Here is a 17,361-nt window from a genome sequence, read left to right as displayed (position 1 = left end):
CGGATTCGTCCACCTCGCCGCCGCCATGGTCTGGCTCCGGTGAATGTCGATCCGGCCTAGCCGACCGCGCGTTCGCATCACTATTCCATTCGGCGTCATCGAGCCGTTGTTCGCGCTGGTCGACTGTTTGATTATCGTCGCGGCCGGCGCCGCCGGTGGCATGATCTATCAGCGAGCGCTCGGCGGAACCTTTGCCGACGCCGGATTCTATGCAGGGTTGGGTCTGGTCGCGAGCCTCGCCTATGTCCTGGCGGCGCATTTCCTTGGTCTCTATCGGCTGAACCAGCTCCTTGAAGACGAGCAGGACGGAGGGCGGGTCTGGGCCGGCTGGTGCCTTGCGGTTCTCGTTCTCGCGGTGGTCCTGTTTCTGTTCAAGTCCGGCGGCGATGCATCGCGCGGCTCGGTTGTATGCCTGTTCGCTCTTGGTGGCGCTGGCCTCGTGCTGTCGCGGCGGTTTGGCAAACGCTGTCTTCGCTCCGCGCTGCTGGCCGGAACGATCTGCGGTCGACGCGCGGTCGTGATCGGATCGCAGGGCGAACTGGCGCAGCTGACCAAAGGCGATCTGCTCGTGAGATTTGGCCTGGACGAGGTGGAGCGCATCACCCTGCCGCGCAGCGAGGCGGCAGGCTGGTCCTCCCAAACGCCGCTTCGGCTCGGCGAAACACTGATGAAGCGCGTGCGGGACGCCGCGGCAGAGGAGATCATCCTGGCGCTGTCCTGGTCCAATCCGCAGGACATGGAGATGCTGCTCGACCAGTTGCGCGTGATGCCGCTTCCGGTTCGCCTGTTGCCGGACCGTGCAGCGTCGACGGTGCTGCGTCGTCAGGCGTCCATGTCGCAGCGTCTCTATATGGTCGAGGTGCAGGCGGCGCCGTTGTCAGCCGTCGATCGCATGGTCAAGCGACTGCTCGACGTGATCGTGGCAGCGACTTCGCTGGTTCTCTTCACGCCGCTACTACTTATCGCAGCGATTGTGATCAAGCTCGAGTCGAAGGGACCGGTGATCTTTCGGCAACATCGCCACGGCTTCAACGGCAAGTCCTTCGTGATCTACAAGCTGCGCACCATGAGCGTCCAGGAGGACGGTGGCACGGTGGTGCAGGCGACGAAGCAGGACCCGCGCGTCACCCGCGTCGGACGCGTGCTCCGCCAGACCAGCATTGACGAATTGCCGCAATTGCTCAACGTGCTGCAGGGCCATATGTCGATGGTCGGTCCGCGCCCCCATGCCCTGGTGCACGATTACGAATATGGCAGCATGATCGCGAACTACGCGTTCCGCCATCATGTAAAGCCGGGGATTACGGGCTGGGCGCAAGTTCACGGCTATCGGGGCGGAACGCCGCGACTTGAGCTTATGAAGGGAAGAATTGCGCTTGATCTATGGTATATAGACAATTGGAGTTTGATACTCGATCTCCATATCATGCTCAAGACGGCGTGCGAGCTAATACGACCGCGTAACGCGTATTGAAGTGAGCCGTGCGGACGCAATGCGTCTCACTGCGGCCGCCCAAAGGTTAACATTGGTAGATTTTTGGACGCGTCTTGCGATCTGGCCGGCCGCTGCTGAGCCTCGCTGGATGTTGCCCCGCTGCAACATGAGGGTACCGCGTGCCGGTTGCTCATGCGGCTAATCGACGGTACAGGAGTTCTGGGCGGCCTATTGAAAAGGCTCACGATTCGAGCTTACTAAATCCAGGCCGGTGGAATTCGGGCCTGAGAGGACCATGATGGTTGGCAAGAGGCATGCCTCGGAGGAGATTTCGGCCAAGCTGGCGCAGGCCAATGAACTCGCGGCCAAAGGTAAGACCCAGCGCGAAATTTCGAAAGCTCTGGGGGTCAGCATCATGACCTACCATCGCTGGAAGAATATGCTCAAGTCATCCGCGGCATCCGGGGACAGCGGGCGCCGCGAGGCGGGAACCCGGCCACGAGCCACAATTGACGCGAGCTCCGAGGACGCCATCAAGCGGCTGGAGCTTGAAAACGCGCAGTTGCGGCGCCTCGTCACTGACATGCTGCTGGAAAAGCTGAAATATGAAGAGGAACTGCGGGCACGCCGAGAGCCGCGGTTGCGGGGTTCCGACAACGACTAGGCGCGAGGCGCGGGCCGGCTAGGGCGCCCGATACCCGCCATTCATATAGTATCCATTCTGATAAACGCCCGGCTGCTCGAACCGTTCGAGCATCCTCAGGTCCGCTTTGTTCAGGACCACGCCGAGCAGGCGATCATGAAGCTCCGGCTCTGCCAACAGGTGACGCCGCACCGTCTTTATCCTCGTACTTCCCCATTCGACCACGAATACGAAGGAATCGATCACCGGAACGATTGCCCGGACGTCGACGACCGGCGCGATCGGCGGCAGGTCGACAATAACGTAATCGTAGGTCCGACGAAGCCGATCCAGAAGGTCACGAAATCCCGATGATGCCAGCACCTCGTCGGAATGGACGGGGGCCTCGGTCAGCAGCAGGGGAAGCAGCGCCAATCCCGTCGTGGGCTCGCGGCCCGTGGCTTGCGCGAGCTCGACCTTGCCGCTCAGGACGTCCAGCCATCCGGTTGCCGGCCGCGGGGTCAGCGAGCGGGCAAGGGTCGGATTGCGAAGATCCGCGTCGATCAGAACCACGCGTCTGCCGGCGTCGGCAATCAGCGCCGCGAGATTGGAGGCGACGGTCGACTTTCCTTCGTTGGCAAGGGTCGAGGTGATGCCGATCACCTTGGTCTCCCGGATCGTAGCCTGCAGCCAGGCGCTGACCTTGATCGCGCGAAACGCCTCGGTGAACACGGAGATTGGATCGTCGACGGCGCGCCGCTTTAGTGGATCGCTGAACGTGTAGCGCGATCCATCCGCCGGCACTTGGTCACCACGCTGCTGCGGCGCGGCGGCTGGTAGCCTGGCCTGTTCGGCGGGCTTGGCGGCTCTTGATCTCGGAAGCGAGGGCGCAGGTATGGCTGGCCCGGTTGCAAGCGGAATCACGGAAAGACAACGAGTGCCGAGTTCCTGTTCGGCCTGCCGCGCCGTGCGGAACACGGCATCGACCGCCTCGCGCAGTGCCGCTATTCCAAAGCTCGCCATCAGCCCCATGGTGAGCGCGATGGCGAGGACGAATGATGCGACCGGTTTGCTTTTTCGCGCGGGTGGAACTGCGGGGCTGATCACGCGTGCGTCGGTGATCGGGAACGATTGCTGCTGGATCGCCTCCATGTAGCGCTGCAGGAAGCTGTCGTAGAGCGTGCGATAGACCTTGGCGGAACTCTCGAGTTCGGCAAGTCCCAGCCGGTCGCGATTGGTGAGCTGTCCCTCGGATACAAGGCCGGCGAGCGACCGCTCCAGATTCTCTTCGCGGGTCTTGGCGATCTCATAGTCGCTCCTGTAGCTGCCAGCGATCCGTCCGAGCTCCGCGCCGATATTTCGCCGTACTTCCGCCATCTGGTCGCGGAGATTGACCGCTGCCGCATGGTCGGCGCCATATCGTGCCGCGATGTTCGCTTCGCGCGCGGACAGATCGAGAAACTGGTTGCGAAGCCGGGTAATCACGTCGTTTTTAAGGGTATCGGCGACGGCGCCTTCGCTGACGTCCATCTTTCGCACTTGTTCGATCCGGTCCAGACGCGCTTTCGCTTCGCTGGTTGCCCCGCGTGCCGTGGCGAGCTGGCTGTTTAGTTCGAACAGCTGCTGTTCGCCGATCAGCCGGGACGCCGCGCCCGGTCCGGCCGTTGTGCTGGCGCCGCCGAGATCGACGATGTTGTTCTTCTCCTTGAACTCCAGGACCGAGCGATCGGCGGCGGTTGCTTTCGACTTCAGCTCGTTGATCCGGTCCTGCAGCCATGCGCCGGCGCGCGTGATCGTCTGGTATTTGGCCCCGAGCTGATCGTCGATATAGGCTTCGGCGATTGCGTTGGCGACCTTCGCCGCGGTCACGGGGCTGCGCGATGTGTACGCGATGTTCAAGGCATAGGTCTTCTCGCCGCGCGTGATGGTGCGATGAGCGAGAAACTCGTCGAGCGCCCGCTGCTGACGTTCATCGGGGGAGCCTGGGGCGAGGCGCGAGAGCGGGCTCCAGCCGCCCGTTCCGGCGAACTCCGGATCGTCGGCGAGGTTGAGGTCCTTGACGACCGTTGCTCCTAGCTTTCGTGAGGCGAGAATCTCAACCTGCGATCCGACCTGAAGTGTATCGAGCGGGATATCCCCTTGCGGCTGCAGCTGGTTCTGCAGGACCCGCAGCGTGCTGCTGTCAATGAGCAGCGTGGCGGTTGCGGTATATTGCGAAGGTGTAGCCAGCAGATAGAGCAGGCCAATGGCGATTGCCACGGCAGGCACGATGAGAAAGACCCAATACTGCCGCCGGGCCAGCCCCGTCAGCTGATCGATTAAGGCCGACATCGAGGTCGTCGCCTCTTCCCGTCCGGCGCCATAGTCGATACGCGTTCGGCGCGGCAGCATATCCATGATCAATCAAATCCTCGGCATGTGGCTCGGCAGGCACATGTGACTTTATCTCGTTGACCGCCGTGCGGACGGCGAGGCGTGAATTGGTCGTGCTGGTGGCAGCTCGGGAGGAAAAGGCGCGGACCGCGACACGAGGCGTCTGCTTGCGCCCTCAGACCGGGTCCATCACGCTCATCGCGTTATCTCTAACGAACAAATAATACATAATTGCAACAATCGGATGCAGCTCAGCTATCATTGATTAACATATTGAATGCCGATCGCCGTGCCGCAGGTTCTCAGCGCCGCAAGATCGCCAAGCGGTACGTGGCCGGCGAGACCATGGCCGAGCTGGCGCTAGAGTACGAAGTTGGCGAAGTCACTATCTGGGGTGCGCTGCAGGCCGCTTGACACCATCGCACCAAGGGATCCTTTGATGGGCGTCGCTCGCCGCAGGATCATCCGGTATTTCAAGTGTCCTCATTGCGGGACGCTCTCTGAGGCAACGCGCGAACCAAGTGTCAAAATCTGCTCCGGCAGATTTAACTGCGCCGAGTGCGGCAATCTCCTTGTTGCGCCTGTCGATGGCGGAATCCGAGGGGGCGGGTTCGCAACGCGCGAGCACGTCGCGTGACTGTCGACGTGCGTCGCTCCAACGATGCAGCTCGGTCATCCCGTATCCGCAAGTGCATTCCAGGCCCGCAGACGTCGCGATCAAACCCACAACGTGAAAGCCCGGCAGACATTGCTGTCTGCCGGGCGAACGCAAGTATTACTAGATGAATGCAACGAGCTTACGCCGTCTCTGTCTGCAGATATATCCGGTAGAATACCGCGTATGTTATAGACTATTTGCGTGCGCACGCAGTTTTTCGCCTGACGAAAACGCGACGCACATTCAGCGTTCAAAAGTGAACAGACACGCGCTTGTCACGCAAATTATCTATGCCCGCATTGCCGCGCAGGAGGGTCGGGCAAGAACACTCCAACAGCGACCACCATTTCAATGCACGGTACGGACCGCCGGGGGATTGCAAAGGGCTTCGGCGGTCCACTCGTTAACCTTGACGGCATCGCGATCGCGCGATGCGCGCTCACGCATCGACCTCAACCTTCAGCGCCTCGGCGCGGATCTCCTCGACGAGCCGCTCCTTCAGCGCGACGAATTCGGGCGCGGTCTTGATCTTGTAGGATCGCGGATGCGGCAGGTCGATCGCGATCTCCGCCTTGATGCGGCCGGGACGCGCGCTCATCACGATGACGCGGCTGCCGAGGAAGATCGCTTCCTCGATGTCGTGGGTGACGAACAGCACGGTCTTCTGGTCGCGCTCCCAGATGCCGAGTAGCATCTCCTGCATCAACACGCGGGTCTGGTTGTCCAGCGCGCCGAACGGCTCGTCGAGCAGCAGGATCTTCGGATCGTTGGCGAGCGCACGCGCGATCGCGGTGCGCTGCTGCATACCGCCAGAGAGCTGCTTCGGCCAGTGGTTCTCGAATCCGGACAGGCCGACCCGCTGGATGAAGCCGTCGGCGATCTTGTTGCGCTCGGCTTCCCCCACCCCGCGCTCGCGCAGGCCGAAGGCGATGTTCTCGCGTACGGTGAGCCACGGGAACAGCGTGTACGATTGAAACACCATGCCGCGATCGGCGCCCGGTCCGGTCACCTCGCGTCCGTCGAGCGTGACGCGGCCGGTGGTCGGCCGGTCGAGGCCGGCGACGATGCGCAGCAAGGTCGACTTTCCGCAGCCCGACGGTCCGAGCAACGTGACGAAGTCGTTGTTGCCGACCACAAGGTCGATCGGCTCGAGCGCGAGTGTCGGCGCATGGCCCGCGCGGGCCGGGAAGGTGCGGGAGACCCGTTCGATCTTGAGCGCGGTCATGCGAGCTTCCACGGAAACAGCCAGGCGTTGAAGGCCTTGAACAGGAAGTCGGAGATCAGGCCGATCAGCCCGATCACGATGATGCCGAAGATGATCTGCCCGGTGTTGAGCAGGGCCTGGCTGTCGGTGATCATGTGGCCGATGCCGGACGATGAGCCGATCAACTCGGCGACGATGACATATGTCCATGCCCAGCCAAGCACGAGCCGCAAGATCTCCGCGATATCGGGCGCGGATGACGGCAGCAGCACGCGGCCGATGATGCCGCTATCCTTGGCGCCGAGCGTGTACGCGGCCTCGACGAGGTCGCGCCGGGTGTTTCCGACGGTCACCGCCACCATCAGGATGACCTGGAACACCGAGCCGATGAAGATGACGAGGAGCTTCTGCAGCTCGCCGATGCCGGCCCACAGGATCAGCAGCGGAATGAAGGCGGAGGCCGGCAGATAGCGCGCAAACGAAACGAACGGTTCGAGAAACGCCTCGATCGGCTTGTAGGCGCCCATCAGCACGCCGAGCGGCACCGCGATGATGGCCGCAAGCACGAAGCCGCCGACGACGCGCCAGATCGTCATGCCGATGTCGAACAGGAAGCCGTGCTGGACCAGCAGCTCCCAGCCCTCATGCAGCATGGTCACAGGGTTGGCGAGAAACGTCTTAGAGACGTAGCCGCCAAACGTTGCCCACGCCCACACGGCAACGAACAGCACGAAGAACGCAAGGCCGTAGGCGGCGCGTTGCTTCGAGGTCACGGGTTCGAGGGGACGTATCACAAGCCAATATCCTTCAGCGCGTGGTCGCGCGCCCCGCTTCCGACGCGAAAGCGGGACGCGCGATGTCGATGCGGTCTACTTGATGAAGCTCGGGTCGAACAGATCGTCGACCTTCGGCGCCGACTTGATGATACCAATCTCGAGCAGGAGGTCGGCGGCTTCCTTGTTGAAGGCCTGGAATTCGCCCGCGAAGAACTTCTGGTTCGCGGCCTTGTCCTGCCAACGGAGATATTTCGCCGAGTTGCCGAACTGCTCGCCGGACTGCTTCACGTCGGCGCCCATGATCTCATAGGACTTGGCCTGATCCTTTGCGATCATGTCGACCGCCTCGAAATAGCTGTCGGCCAGCGCCTTGGCGGCTTTCGGATTCTCGCTCAGGAATTTCGGCGTGCAGCCGAACGTGTCCATCACCATCGGATAGTCGAGCGTGGTGGCGATGATCTTGCCCTTGTCGGGCGCGGTGCGCACCGTCGACAGATAAGGCTCGTAGGTCATGGCGGCATCGTTCTGGCCCGACACGAAGGCCTGCGCGGCTGCGGCCGGCTCGAGGTTTACCACCGTCACGTCCTTGACGGACAGGCCGTTCTTCTTGAGCATCCAGGCCAGCGCGAAATAGGGCGAGGTGCCGGGCGCGGAGGCCGCGACCGTCTTGCCCTTCAGATCCTTGATTGCGGCGACATCGTTGCGGACTGCCATGCCGTCGGCGCCGTAGCTCTTGTCGAGCTGGAAGATCTGCTTGGTGGCGACGCCGTTGGCGTTCCAGGAAATCCAGGTTTCGACCGTGGTTGCCGCGCACTGGATATCGCCCGACGCGACGGCCAGATGCCGGTCCTTTTGCGGAATCTTCTTGATGGTGACGTCGAGGCCATTCTTCTTGAAGATGCCGGCCTGGTTGGCCAGCGTAAGCGGCGCAAAGCCGGTCCATCCCGAGATCCCGATCGCGACCTTCACGTCGTCGGCGACCGCCGGAGCGGCCACCAGGAGCGCCGCCGTCGCTGCAAATATCCCAAAGCTACGCATGATCTTATCCCTCTGCTGAATCATCGTTGTGTCCTGTTCCTCTTCCATGGGCGCGTGGGCAAGATTGTTGCACAGGCCGTGCCAAATCTCACCTGGGTCGATCCGTCGCTAGCCGCCATTGAAGCGCGCAACCAGCTTGTGGGACTCACCGGGATAAACGAGCCGCACCGCCGTCAGCGGCTGCCCGATGCGCCACGTGTGGCGTTCGATCACCAGGCAGGGCGCACCGGCGTCGATATCGAGCGCGTCCGCGGTCGCGTCATCGGCGACGATCGCGCTGATCGAATGTTCGGCTTCGGTCCACGGCACATGATGAAGCAGCCACGATCCTGGCGGCTCGATCGCGAAATCCGCCGTGGCGGCTTCGGGCACGGCGTCGAGATCGATCAGCCTGTCTTCGATGGCGAAAGGCACGTCGTCGGCACTGTGGCGGCAGCGGATCGCGACCACCTTGCCGGTCTTGCGCGCGCCAAGGCGGGCGCGGTCGGCGGCATTCGCGGCGCGGCGCTGGCATTGGATCAACTCATAGCCATAGCTGCGGCCAAGAGAGCCGATCTCGGCGCGGATGTCGGGGATCTTGAGGACCGCCGAAAGAAATTTCGGACGGCGTACGAAGGTGCCGGCCCGCCGCCGGCGCTCGATCAGGTCGGCCTGCGCGAGCTCCGACAGCGCTTTGCTCACCGTCATGCGCGAACAGCCATAGCGCGCCATCAATTCGTGCTCGAACGGGATGCGGTGACCGGGCGGCCACTCGCCGGCCAGGATCCGGCGCTCGATGTCGAGCCGGATCTGCTTGTACAGCGTCGGCTTGTCGGCCGGCGGCGACGTGTCGCGTTTCCTGGCGAGGCTCATGCGAGGAGCCTCCGCACCGCGGCGTTGAACGCCGCGCGCGCTGCACCGCGGAGCCGGTGATGACCGCCCTCGACCACCTTGTTTCCGCCGGCCCAGACGCAATCGACTGCGTCCGCGCCGCTGGCAAAGATCCAGCCGTCGATGACGGCGTCGCCGCCCCGTCCGGCGAGCGAAGGGTGGGCCATGTCGAGGGTCACGATGTCGGCGCGCGCGCCCGCCGTCAGGCCTGTGGCCGGTTGCGCGAGCGCCTGCGCGCCGCCGGCGAGCGCAGTGTCGAACAGGACGCGGCCGGTGGAGGCGCCCGGTCTGTCGGACAGCACGTTGCGCTCGAGCTGCTTCAGCCGCTGGCCGTATTCGAGCTGGCGCAGCTCGTCGCTCACGCCGACCAGCACGTTGGAATCGGTGCCGATGCCAAACCGGCCGCCGGCGGCCAGGAATTCGCGGGTCGGGAAGATGCCGTCGCCGAGGCTTGCCTCGGTGATCGGGCACAGCCCGGCGACAGAGCCGCTGCCGGCAAGCGCGGTGGTCTCCGTCGCGGTCATGTGGGTGGCGTGGATGAGGCACCAGTGCCGGTCGACGGGGGCATGTTCGAGCAGCCAGGCGACCGGCCGGCGGTCCGACCATGCGAGGCATTCCTCGACTTCCTTGACCTGCTCGGCGGCGTGGATATGCACCGGACCGCCCTCGGCGAGCGGCAGGATCGCCGCAAGTTCGTCCGGCGTCACGGCGCGCAGGCTGTGCGGGGCGATGCCGACATTGGCGCCGGGCAGCGCGCGGACCGCCGCGCGGCTGGCATCCATCAGCGCGGCAAACTGATCGACGGAGCAGATGAAGCGGCGCTGGCCCGCGTGCGGTGCCACGCCGCCAAAGGAGCCGTGCGCATAGAAACTCGGCAGCAGCGTGAGTCCGATGCCAGTGACCTCGCAGGCGTGCGCAATGCGCGTTGCCGTCTCCGCGATGTTGGCGTAGGGCGCGCCGTTGCGATCATGATGCAAATAGTGGAATTCCCCGATGCGCGTGAAACCGCGCTCGAGCATCTCGACATAGAGCAGCGTGGCGACCGCCTCGATGTCTTCGGGCGTCATCCCCAGCGCGAAGCGATACATCGTCTCGCGCCAGGTCCAGAACGTATCGGTGGAATCGCCGCGCGTCTCGGCGAGCCCCGCCATGCCGCGCTGGAACGCGTGGCTGTGCAGGCTTGCGATTCCCGGAACCGCGAGCGCGTGGCGCTCGTCACCGGCGCTCGGTGCGACGCCGGCCGCTACCGTCGTGATGACGCCATCGGTCACCGTCACCTGCACGTCCTCCGCCCAACCCGAGGGAAGCAGTGCGGACCCGAAATGCAGAGTCGACATGTTTTCTCAAACCGGCTGGACAGAATGGCGTGATCATATGTATAGACATATCGGGGCGTCAAGCTTCTGTCGAGGAGATGCCACATGGCCGAACGCTTTGATCGTGTCTGGCTCAATGCTCGGCTCGCTACGCTGCGGGGAGATCAGCCCGATCTCGGAATCATCGAGCGCGGCGCGATCGCGGCGCGCGACGGCCGCATCGTCTTCGCCGGGGTGCAATCCGACCTTCCATTCGGGGCCGATGCGGTCGAGCGGATCGATTGCGCCGGGCGCTGGATCACGCCCGGGCTGATCGACTGTCACACCCATCTGGTGTTCGGCGGCAATCGCGCGCACGAGTTCGAGCTCAGGCTGCAGGGCGCAAGCTATGAGGAGATAGCGCGCGCCGGCGGCGGCATCGTCTCGACCGTCGCCGCGACGCGTGCCGCCAGCGAAGCCGAGCTGGTTGCCGGCGCGCTGCCCCGGCTGGACGCGTTGATCCGCGAAGGCGTGACCACGCTCGAGATCAAGTCGGGCTATGGCCTCAACACGGCAACCGAGATGCGGCAGCTCTCCGCCGCGCGTGCGCTGGGCCGCGAGCGGCCGGTCACGATCCGGACGACGTTTCTCGGCGCGCACGCGCTGCCGCCGGAAGCCAATGGCGACAAGGACCGCTACATCGATCTGGTTTGCCGCGAAATGCTGCCGGCGGTGGCGGACGCGGGACTGGCCGATGCCGTCGACGCCTTCATGGAAGGCATCGCGTTCTCCGAACAGCAGACCGCGAAGGTGTTCCATGCGGCAAAAGCGGTCGGCTTGCCGGTCAAGCTGCACGCCGATCAGCTCTCAAATCTCGGCGGCGCGGCGCTGGCCGCGAAATTCTCCGCGCTGTCGGCCGATCATCTCGAACACACCGATCTTGCCGGCGTCACCGCCATGGCGCAGGCAGGGACGGTCGCCGTTCTGCTGCCCGGAGCGTTCTACTTCATTCGCGAAACCGCCAAGCCTCCGATCGAGCTGTTCCGCGCCCACGGCGTCCACATGGCGCTCGCGACTGACTGCAATCCCGGTAGCTCGCCGCTGACGTCGCCGCTGCTCGTCATGAATATGGGCGCGACGCTGTTCCGGATGACGGTTGCCGAATGCCTCGCCGGCGTGACGCGGGAAGGCGCGCGTGCGCTCGATCTCCTCGACGAGGTCGGGACACTCGAAGCCGGCAAATGGTGCGACCTTGCGATCTGGGACATCGATCGGCCGGCCGAGCTCGTCTACCGGATCGGATTCAACCCCTTGCACAGCAGGGTGTGGAGAGGCCGATGAGCCGGGACATTCTCGTTTCACCCGGACGTGTCAGCCTCGACGATCTCGCGCAGGTGCTCGACGGCGCAGCCGTGGTGCTTGATCCGTCGTTCTGGCCCCGCGTCGAGGCGGCCTCTGCGATCGTCGCGGCGGCTGCGAGCGCCGATGCCCCGGTTTATGGCATCAACACCGGGTTCGGAAAGCTGGCGTCGCGGCGCATCGCGCCCGAACAGACGGCGCTGCTCCAGCGCAACCTCATCGTGTCTCATTGCTGCGGCGTAGGATCGCCCGCGCCCGAACCGGTCGTGCGCCTGATGATGGCGCTCAAGATCGTCTCGCTCGGCCGCGGTGCCTCTGGCGTTCGTCGTGAGGTCATCGGGCAACTGCAGGCGATGCTGGCGCGCGGCGTCTACCCGCTGGTGCCGCAGCAAGGCTCGGTCGGCGCATCGGGCGATCTCGCGCCGCTCGCGCATATGACTGCGGTGATGATCGGCGAGGGGCAGGCGTTCGTCGACGGCCAGGTCGTGCCGGGTGGCGAGGCGCTGGCGGCGGCGCATCTCGTGCCGTTGACGCTCGGACCCAAGGAAGGTCTCGCCCTGATCAACGGCACGCAGTTCTCGACCGCCTATGCCGTTGCCGGTCTGCTGCGCGCCCATCGTTTGGCCTGCGCCACGCTGGTGACGGGAGCCTTGTCGGTCGATGCGGCCATGGCATCGACGGCGCCCTTCCGCTCCGAGATCCAGGAGCTACGCGGACATGGCGGGCAGATCGCAGCTGGTGCTGCACTGACCACCTTGCTGGCGGGAAGCGATATCCGGATGTCGCATCTTGAAGGCGACGAGCGCGTGCAGGATCCCTACTGCCTGCGTTGCCAGCCGCAGGTGGCCGGTGCGGCGCTGGATCTGCTGGCGCAGGCGGCGCGCACGCTGACGCTCGAGGTCAACGCCGTGACCGACAATCCGCTGGTGCTGGTCGAGACCGGCGAGATCGTCTCCGGCGGAAATTTCCACGCTGAGCCCGTCGCGTTTGCCGCCGACCAGATCGCGCTCGCGCTGTCGGAGATCGGCGCCATCAGCGAGCGGCGCATCGCGACGTTGGTCGATCCTGCGCTCAATTTCGGACTGCCGCCGTTCCTGACGCCCGAACCAGGCATCAACTCCGGCTTCATGATCGCCGAGGTGACGGCCGCCGCCCTGTTTGCCGAGAACAAGCAGCGCGCCGCGCCGTGCTCGATCGATTCGACGCCGACCAGCGCCAACCAGGAAGATCACGTGTCGATGGCCGCGCATGCCGCGCGGCGCCTGTTCGACATGGCGGACAATCTTGCCGTCATCCTCGGCATCGAACTCCTGGTTGCCGCGCAAGGCATTACGCTGCGCCAGCCGCATTCGACCAGCGCGCCGCTTGCGGCTGTGATCGCCGCCCTGCGCGAAGAGGTGCCGGCGCTCGGCTCCGATCGATACATGGCCGACGACATCGCCAGGGCAAAGGCGCTGGTCGAGGCCGGCGTGTTGCCGGCCGCCGCGATGTCGATGCTCGAACAGAACCCGTTTCCGAAGCTTGCTTGAAAGGTCTCGCATGACTAGCCGACTGGACAATGATCGTACGATCCGTGCCCCCCGGGGATCCGAGATCACCGCCAAGAGCTGGCTGACGGAAGCGCCGCTGCGGATGCTCATGAACAATCTCGATCCGGAGGTCGCCGAACGGCCGAGCGAGCTTATTGTCTATGGCGGCATCGGCCGCGCCGCGCGCGACTGGGGCAGCTTCGACCAGATCGTGGCCGCGCTGCGCAAGCTCGACGCCGACCAGACCCTGGTCGTGCAGTCGGGCAAGCCGGTCGGAATCTTCCGGACCCATACCGATGCCCCGCGCGTGTTGATCGCGAACTCCAACATCGTGCCGCACTGGGCGACGCTTGATCACTTCAACGCGCTCGACAAGGCCGGGCTGATGATGTTCGGGCAGATGACGGCGGGATCGTGGATCTATATCGGCAGCCAGGGCATCGTGCAGGGTACCTACGAAACCTTCGTCGAGGTCGGCCGGCGCCACTACGGCGGCGATCTCGCGGGCAAGTGGATATTGACGGCGGGCCTCGGCGGCATGGGCGGCGCGCAGCCGCTTGCCGCCACGATGGCCGGCGCCTCGATGCTCGCGGTCGAGTGCCAGCCAAGCCGCATCGAGATGCGGCTGCGCACCGGCTATCTCGACCGGCAGGCGAGCTCGCTCGATGAGGCGCTCGCCACGATGGCGGAAGCGACGCGCACCAAGAAGCCGGTGTCGGTCGGCCTGCTCGGCAATGCGGCCGATATCTTCCCCGAGCTGGTGCGGCGCGGCGTCAGGCCCGATATCGTGACCGACCAGACCAGCGCGCATGATCCGATCAACGGATACCTGCCGAAGGGCTGGACGCTCGGGGAATGGGAGCAAAAGCGCGCAGCCGATCCCAAGGCGGTCGAGATGGCGGCCAAGACCTCGATGGTCGGTCACGTCCGGGCCATGCTGGATTTCCACGCGCAAGGCATTCCCACGCTCGACTACGGCAACAACATCCGCCAGATGGCGCAGGACATGGGATTGCAGAACGCGTTCGATTTCCCGGGCTTTGTCCCGGCCTATATTCGTCCGCTGTTCTGCCGCGGCATCGGTCCGTTCCGCTGGGCGGCGCTGTCAGGCGATCCCGAGGACATCTTCCGCACCGACGCCAAGGTGAAGGAGCTGATGCCGGACAACAAGCACCTGCACAACTGGCTCGACATGGCCAAGGAGCGGATCAAGTTCCAGGGATTGCCGGCGCGGATTTGCTGGGTCGGACTCGGCGACCGCCACCGGCTCGGCCTCGCATTCAATGAGATGGTCGCAAAGGGTGAGCTGAAGGCGCCCATCGTCATCGGCCGCGATCATCTCGACAGCGGTTCCGTCGCCAGCCCCAACCGCGAGACCGAAGCGATGCGCGACGGTTCGGATGCGGTATCCGATTGGCCGCTCCTGAACGCGCTGCTCAACTGCGCGAGCGGCGCCACCTGGGTCTCGCTGCATCATGGCGGCGGCGTCGGCATCGGTTATTCCCAGCACGCCGGCATGGTGATCGTCGCCGACGGAACCCCAGATGCCGCGCGCCGACTCGAACGCGTGCTGTGGAATGATCCGGCAACCGGGGTGATGCGGCACGCCGATGCGGGGTATGATGAGGCAATCGCCTGCGCCAAGGCGAACGGGCTCGATCTTCCCGGTCTGGCGTCATAGGGGAGCTCGGGACCTGCGCGGAGGCGTGGTGGGCGTGCGTTCCCTCAAGACAGCGAGGCAGCCATGGTCAAACCGTTCCCGTCGAAGACCCATATCGGCAACCACGCGCTGCATCCCGAAACGTTGATGCTCAACTACGGCTACGATCCGCAATTGTCGGAAGGAGCCGTCAAGCCACCGGTCTTCCTGACCTCGACCTTCGTTTTCCGGACGGCCGACGACGGCAAGGATTTCTTCGATTTCGTTGCGGGCCGGCGCGAGCCGCCCGAGGGGATGGGCGCGGGTCTCGTCTACTCGCGCTTCAATCATCCCAACAGCGAGATCGTCGAGGACCGGCTGGCGATTTACGAGCGCACCGAGACGTGCGCGCTGTTCTCGTCCGGCATGTCGGCGATCGCGACCTCGATCCTGGCCTTTGCGCGGCCGGGCGATGTGATCCTGCACTCGCAGCCGCTCTATGGCGGAACGGAAACGCTGCTTGCCAAGACGCTCGCGGGCATCTCGATCGGCGCGGTCGGCTTTGCCGATGGTATCGACGAGGTCGCCGTCAGGCAGGCGGCGGACGACGCCATGCGCAAGGGCCGGGTGTCGATGATCTTCATCGAGACTCCGGCAAACCCTACCAACAGCCTGGTCGACATCGCGATGGTCCGCCGCATCGCCGAGATGATCGGCAAGGCCCAGGGGCACAGGCCGATCGTCGCGTGCGACAACACGCTGCTCGGGCCGGTGTTCCAGCGGCCGATCGAGCATGGCGCCGATCTCTCACTCTACTCGCTGACCAAATATGTCGGCGGTCATTCCGACCTGATCGGCGGCGCGGCGCTCGGCTCGAAAGCGCTGATGAAGAACATCAAGGCGTTGCGCGGCGCGATCGGTACCCAACTCGACCCGCATTCCTGCTGGATGATCAGCCGGTCGCTGGAAACACTGAGCCTGCGCATGGAAAAGGCCAATACCAACGCGCAGCTCGTAGCTGACTACCTGCGCGACCATCCCAAGGTGGTGAAGGTGCATTATCTCGGTCAGCTCGACGCGAGCTCGCCAGCCGGCAGCGTGTTCGCGCGGCAATGTGGCGGTGCCGGCTCGACGTTCTCGTTCGATATCGCAGGCGGCGAGGCTGCAGCGTCGCGGTTTCTGAACGCGCTGCAGATCTTCAAGCTGGCAGTGAGCCTCGGCGGCACCGAGTCGCTTGCCAGCCTGCCGGCGACCATGACCCACTCCGGCGTTCCGGCCGACATCCGTCAGAAGATCGGTGTTCTCGACTCCACGATCCGATTGTCGATCGGCATCGAGCATCCGTCCGATCTCGTCGCTGACATCGCGCAGGCGCTGAACCAGGCGTAGCCGTAGTCCGTCCGCACGCAGTGGAGGCGACCACCACGATACCGCGGCGTGGTGGGCGAGGCCGCGCCGACGCTGCGGTCGAAACGCGCGGTATTGGTAGCGAGGTAATCGTGCTCGCGCGGCGGGCTGTGCTGTTGGCGCTCACGACCTGGAGCGTCGAGCCGCGGGCAAAAGGGCTTGGATTACCTCCTGAAACGGCGGCTTCCTGGCCGCAAACCTCCGGCCCGAAAGTCGGAATCAGCAAATGGACCGATTGGGTGATTCCGGGGCTTTGCGGGGACTACGGAGTTCTACACAGCGTTCCGCCGGATGTTGCCCAATTTCCAGCCGCCTGCTGTCGCCTTAATTATTTTCATTTATAATCAATGTCTTAGGCGACGATCGCGGCTCACATGCCCGTGATATTTGTGCAACAATTGCCTGAAAAGAGCCGCAACTGACCCGAAACGAAGCTGTCTTTTGTTGCGTGATCGGGGGCCTTCTGTCTCTTATGGAACTGCGACGGAGGGGGGCATCCCAAGGTCGTCCCGTTCTAGGTGGTTCGCTTAAGTCCCTCGCGTTCATGCGGGTGTGTCCGAAGGCGCGAAGCGACTAAGCGGGTTTTAAGGGACAAGGGAACCAACCTGAGGGTGCTTCACCCGGCGGATCCGGAACCTTCCCTGAGATAGAGCAACTTGGAGGTTTAACATGAAGATGGTTAAGAGCCTTATCCTCGGCTCGGCGGCGGCTCTCGTCGCAGTCGGCGGAGCTCAGGCGGCCGATCTTCCCGTCAAGGCCAAAGCGGTCGAGTACGTGAAGGTTTGCTCCCTGTATGGTCCCGGATTCTACTACATCCCGGGCACCGACACCTGTATCAAGCTGGGTGGTTACCTGCGCGTGGACGTTCTCGCGAACACTAACGCGGACGCCACCGGCAACTTCAACGGCGCCGGCGGCGCGCAGAACCGCTTCACGAACGGCTACACCTGGCGTTCCCGCGAAGACCTGAACATCGACACCCGCACCGCGACCGAGTACGGCGTGCTCCGCACGTTCTTCGATGCGACGTTCAGCTGGACGTCGGGCACCTACGCAGGCAACGGCCTTGGCGGCACCGTTTATGAGGGTGGTTTTCCGAACAACGCCAGCTCGGGTGCTGTCGCTGGCGGTACGGTCGGCGTCTACTACGCCTTCA

At 64.3% G+C, this 17,361-nt stretch carries 14 protein-coding genes; 8 read left to right on the top strand and 6 right to left on the bottom strand.

Annotated features, from left to right (window positions below; all coding sequences use genetic code 11):
* The first annotated feature begins 43 nt into the window (after window positions 1-43).
* Both ACFFWD_RS40735 and ACFFWD_RS40730 read left to right on the top strand, forming a co-directional pair.
* On the top strand, window positions 44-1,474 hold the full coding sequence (locus tag ACFFWD_RS40735; protein ID WP_376975035.1) for an undecaprenyl-phosphate glucose phosphotransferase: 1,431 nt from the start codon (window positions 44-46) through the stop codon (window positions 1,472-1,474).
* Between the two features lie 256 nt (window positions 1,475-1,730).
* Window positions 1,731-2,099, top strand: a complete 369-nt coding sequence (locus ACFFWD_RS40730; RefSeq protein WP_376975034.1) for a helix-turn-helix domain-containing protein — start codon at window positions 1,731-1,733, stop codon at window positions 2,097-2,099.
* Between the two features lie 18 nt (window positions 2,100-2,117).
* On the opposite strand, the gene ACFFWD_RS40725 is transcribed toward ACFFWD_RS40730, so the two are convergent.
* Window positions 2,118-4,454 carry a polysaccharide biosynthesis tyrosine autokinase gene (locus ACFFWD_RS40725; RefSeq protein WP_376975033.1) on the bottom strand — a complete coding sequence of 779 codons (2,337 nt, stop codon included), beginning with the start codon at window positions 4,452-4,454 and terminating at the stop codon, window positions 2,118-2,120.
* Between the two features lie 207 nt (window positions 4,455-4,661).
* Between ACFFWD_RS40725 and ACFFWD_RS40720 the strand changes: the two genes are divergently transcribed.
* Complete coding sequence (locus ACFFWD_RS40720) at window positions 4,662-4,844, top strand: hypothetical protein (RefSeq protein WP_376975032.1); 183 nt, start codon at window positions 4,662-4,664, stop codon at window positions 4,842-4,844.
* Between the two features lie 683 nt (window positions 4,845-5,527).
* On the opposite strand, the gene ACFFWD_RS40715 is transcribed toward ACFFWD_RS40720, so the two are convergent.
* The 5 genes from ACFFWD_RS40715 to ACFFWD_RS40695 form a co-directional block, all read right to left on the bottom strand.
* Entirely contained in the window at window positions 5,528-6,313 is a 786-nt protein-coding gene (locus ACFFWD_RS40715; RefSeq protein ID WP_376975031.1) for an ABC transporter ATP-binding protein, read from the bottom strand.
* Window positions 6,310-7,083: an ABC transporter permease gene (locus ACFFWD_RS40710; protein ID WP_376975037.1), complete on the bottom strand. Its 774-nt coding sequence runs from the start codon at window positions 7,081-7,083 to the stop codon at window positions 6,310-6,312. The genes ACFFWD_RS40715 and ACFFWD_RS40710 overlap by 4 nt, the downstream gene beginning before the upstream one ends.
* A 78-nt stretch (window positions 7,084-7,161) precedes the next feature.
* Window positions 7,162-8,106, bottom strand: a complete 945-nt coding sequence (locus ACFFWD_RS40705) for an ABC transporter substrate-binding protein (protein ID WP_376975030.1) — start codon at window positions 8,104-8,106, stop codon at window positions 7,162-7,164.
* A 108-nt stretch (window positions 8,107-8,214) separates the two neighbouring features.
* Window positions 8,215-8,958, bottom strand: a complete 744-nt coding sequence (gene hutC / locus ACFFWD_RS40700; protein ID WP_376975029.1) for a histidine utilization transcriptional repressor HutC — start codon at window positions 8,956-8,958, stop codon at window positions 8,215-8,217.
* Entirely contained in the window at window positions 8,955-10,313 is a 1,359-nt protein-coding gene (locus tag ACFFWD_RS40695) for a formimidoylglutamate deiminase (RefSeq protein ID WP_376975028.1), read from the bottom strand. Before ACFFWD_RS40695 ends, hutC begins: the two co-directional genes overlap by 4 nt.
* An 84-nt stretch (window positions 10,314-10,397) precedes the next feature.
* Here ACFFWD_RS40695 and hutI point away from each other — a divergent pair, with 84 nt between their 5' ends.
* The 5 genes from hutI to ACFFWD_RS40670 form a co-directional block, all read left to right on the top strand.
* Window positions 10,398-11,612, top strand: coding sequence for an imidazolonepropionase (gene hutI, locus ACFFWD_RS40690; protein ID WP_376975027.1), 1,215 nt, complete (start codon window positions 10,398-10,400; stop codon window positions 11,610-11,612).
* Window positions 11,609-13,159: a histidine ammonia-lyase gene (gene hutH, locus ACFFWD_RS40685; protein ID WP_376975026.1), complete on the top strand. Its 1,551-nt coding sequence runs from the start codon at window positions 11,609-11,611 to the stop codon at window positions 13,157-13,159. The genes hutI and hutH overlap by 4 nt, the downstream gene beginning before the upstream one ends.
* 10 nt (window positions 13,160-13,169) lie before the next feature.
* Window positions 13,170-14,840 (top strand): urocanate hydratase, encoded by a 1,671-nt coding sequence (gene hutU / locus ACFFWD_RS40680; RefSeq protein WP_376975025.1) that lies wholly within the window; start codon window positions 13,170-13,172, stop codon window positions 14,838-14,840.
* A gap of 63 nt (window positions 14,841-14,903) precedes the next feature.
* On the top strand, window positions 14,904-16,187 hold the full coding sequence (locus ACFFWD_RS40675) for a cystathionine gamma-synthase family protein (RefSeq protein ID WP_376975024.1): 1,284 nt from the start codon (window positions 14,904-14,906) through the stop codon (window positions 16,185-16,187).
* A gap of 687 nt (window positions 16,188-16,874) precedes the next feature.
* Window positions 16,875-17,361: porin (locus ACFFWD_RS40670; protein ID WP_376975023.1), on the top strand; the 487-nt coding region annotated here is incomplete at its 3' end.

Origin of the sequence: Bradyrhizobium erythrophlei (assembly GCF_042430365.1) — a bacterium.
GTDB classification, from domain to species: domain Bacteria; phylum Pseudomonadota; class Alphaproteobacteria; order Rhizobiales; family Xanthobacteraceae; genus Bradyrhizobium; species Bradyrhizobium erythrophlei.
This window is presented reverse-complemented; position numbering and strand designations above follow the sequence as displayed.

Excerpts from the sequence above, each read along its gene's own strand:
- ACFFWD_RS40735 (WP_376975035.1), top strand. The coding sequence starts at position 44 with ATGTCGATCCGGCCTAGCCGACCGCGCGTTCGCATCACTATTCCATTC.
- ACFFWD_RS40730 (WP_376975034.1), top strand. The coding sequence starts at position 1,731 with ATGATGGTTGGCAAGAGGCATGCCTCGGAGGAGATTTCGGCCAAGCTG.
- ACFFWD_RS40725 (WP_376975033.1), bottom strand. The coding sequence starts at position 4,454 with ATGGATATGCTGCCGCGCCGAACGCGTATCGACTATGGCGCCGGACGG.
- ACFFWD_RS40715 (WP_376975031.1), bottom strand. The coding sequence starts at position 6,313 with ATGACCGCGCTCAAGATCGAACGGGTCTCCCGCACCTTCCCGGCCCGC.
- ACFFWD_RS40705 (WP_376975030.1), bottom strand. The coding sequence starts at position 8,106 with ATGCGTAGCTTTGGGATATTTGCAGCGACGGCGGCGCTCCTGGTGGCC.
- hutC (WP_376975029.1), bottom strand. The coding sequence starts at position 8,958 with ATGAGCCTCGCCAGGAAACGCGACACGTCGCCGCCGGCCGACAAGCCG.
- ACFFWD_RS40695 (WP_376975028.1), bottom strand. The coding sequence starts at position 10,313 with ATGTCGACTCTGCATTTCGGGTCCGCACTGCTTCCCTCGGGTTGGGCG.
- hutI (WP_376975027.1), top strand. The coding sequence starts at position 10,398 with ATGGCCGAACGCTTTGATCGTGTCTGGCTCAATGCTCGGCTCGCTACG.
- hutH (WP_376975026.1), top strand. The coding sequence starts at position 11,609 with ATGAGCCGGGACATTCTCGTTTCACCCGGACGTGTCAGCCTCGACGAT.
- hutU (WP_376975025.1), top strand. The coding sequence starts at position 13,170 with ATGACTAGCCGACTGGACAATGATCGTACGATCCGTGCCCCCCGGGGA.
- ACFFWD_RS40675 (WP_376975024.1), top strand. The coding sequence starts at position 14,904 with ATGGTCAAACCGTTCCCGTCGAAGACCCATATCGGCAACCACGCGCTG.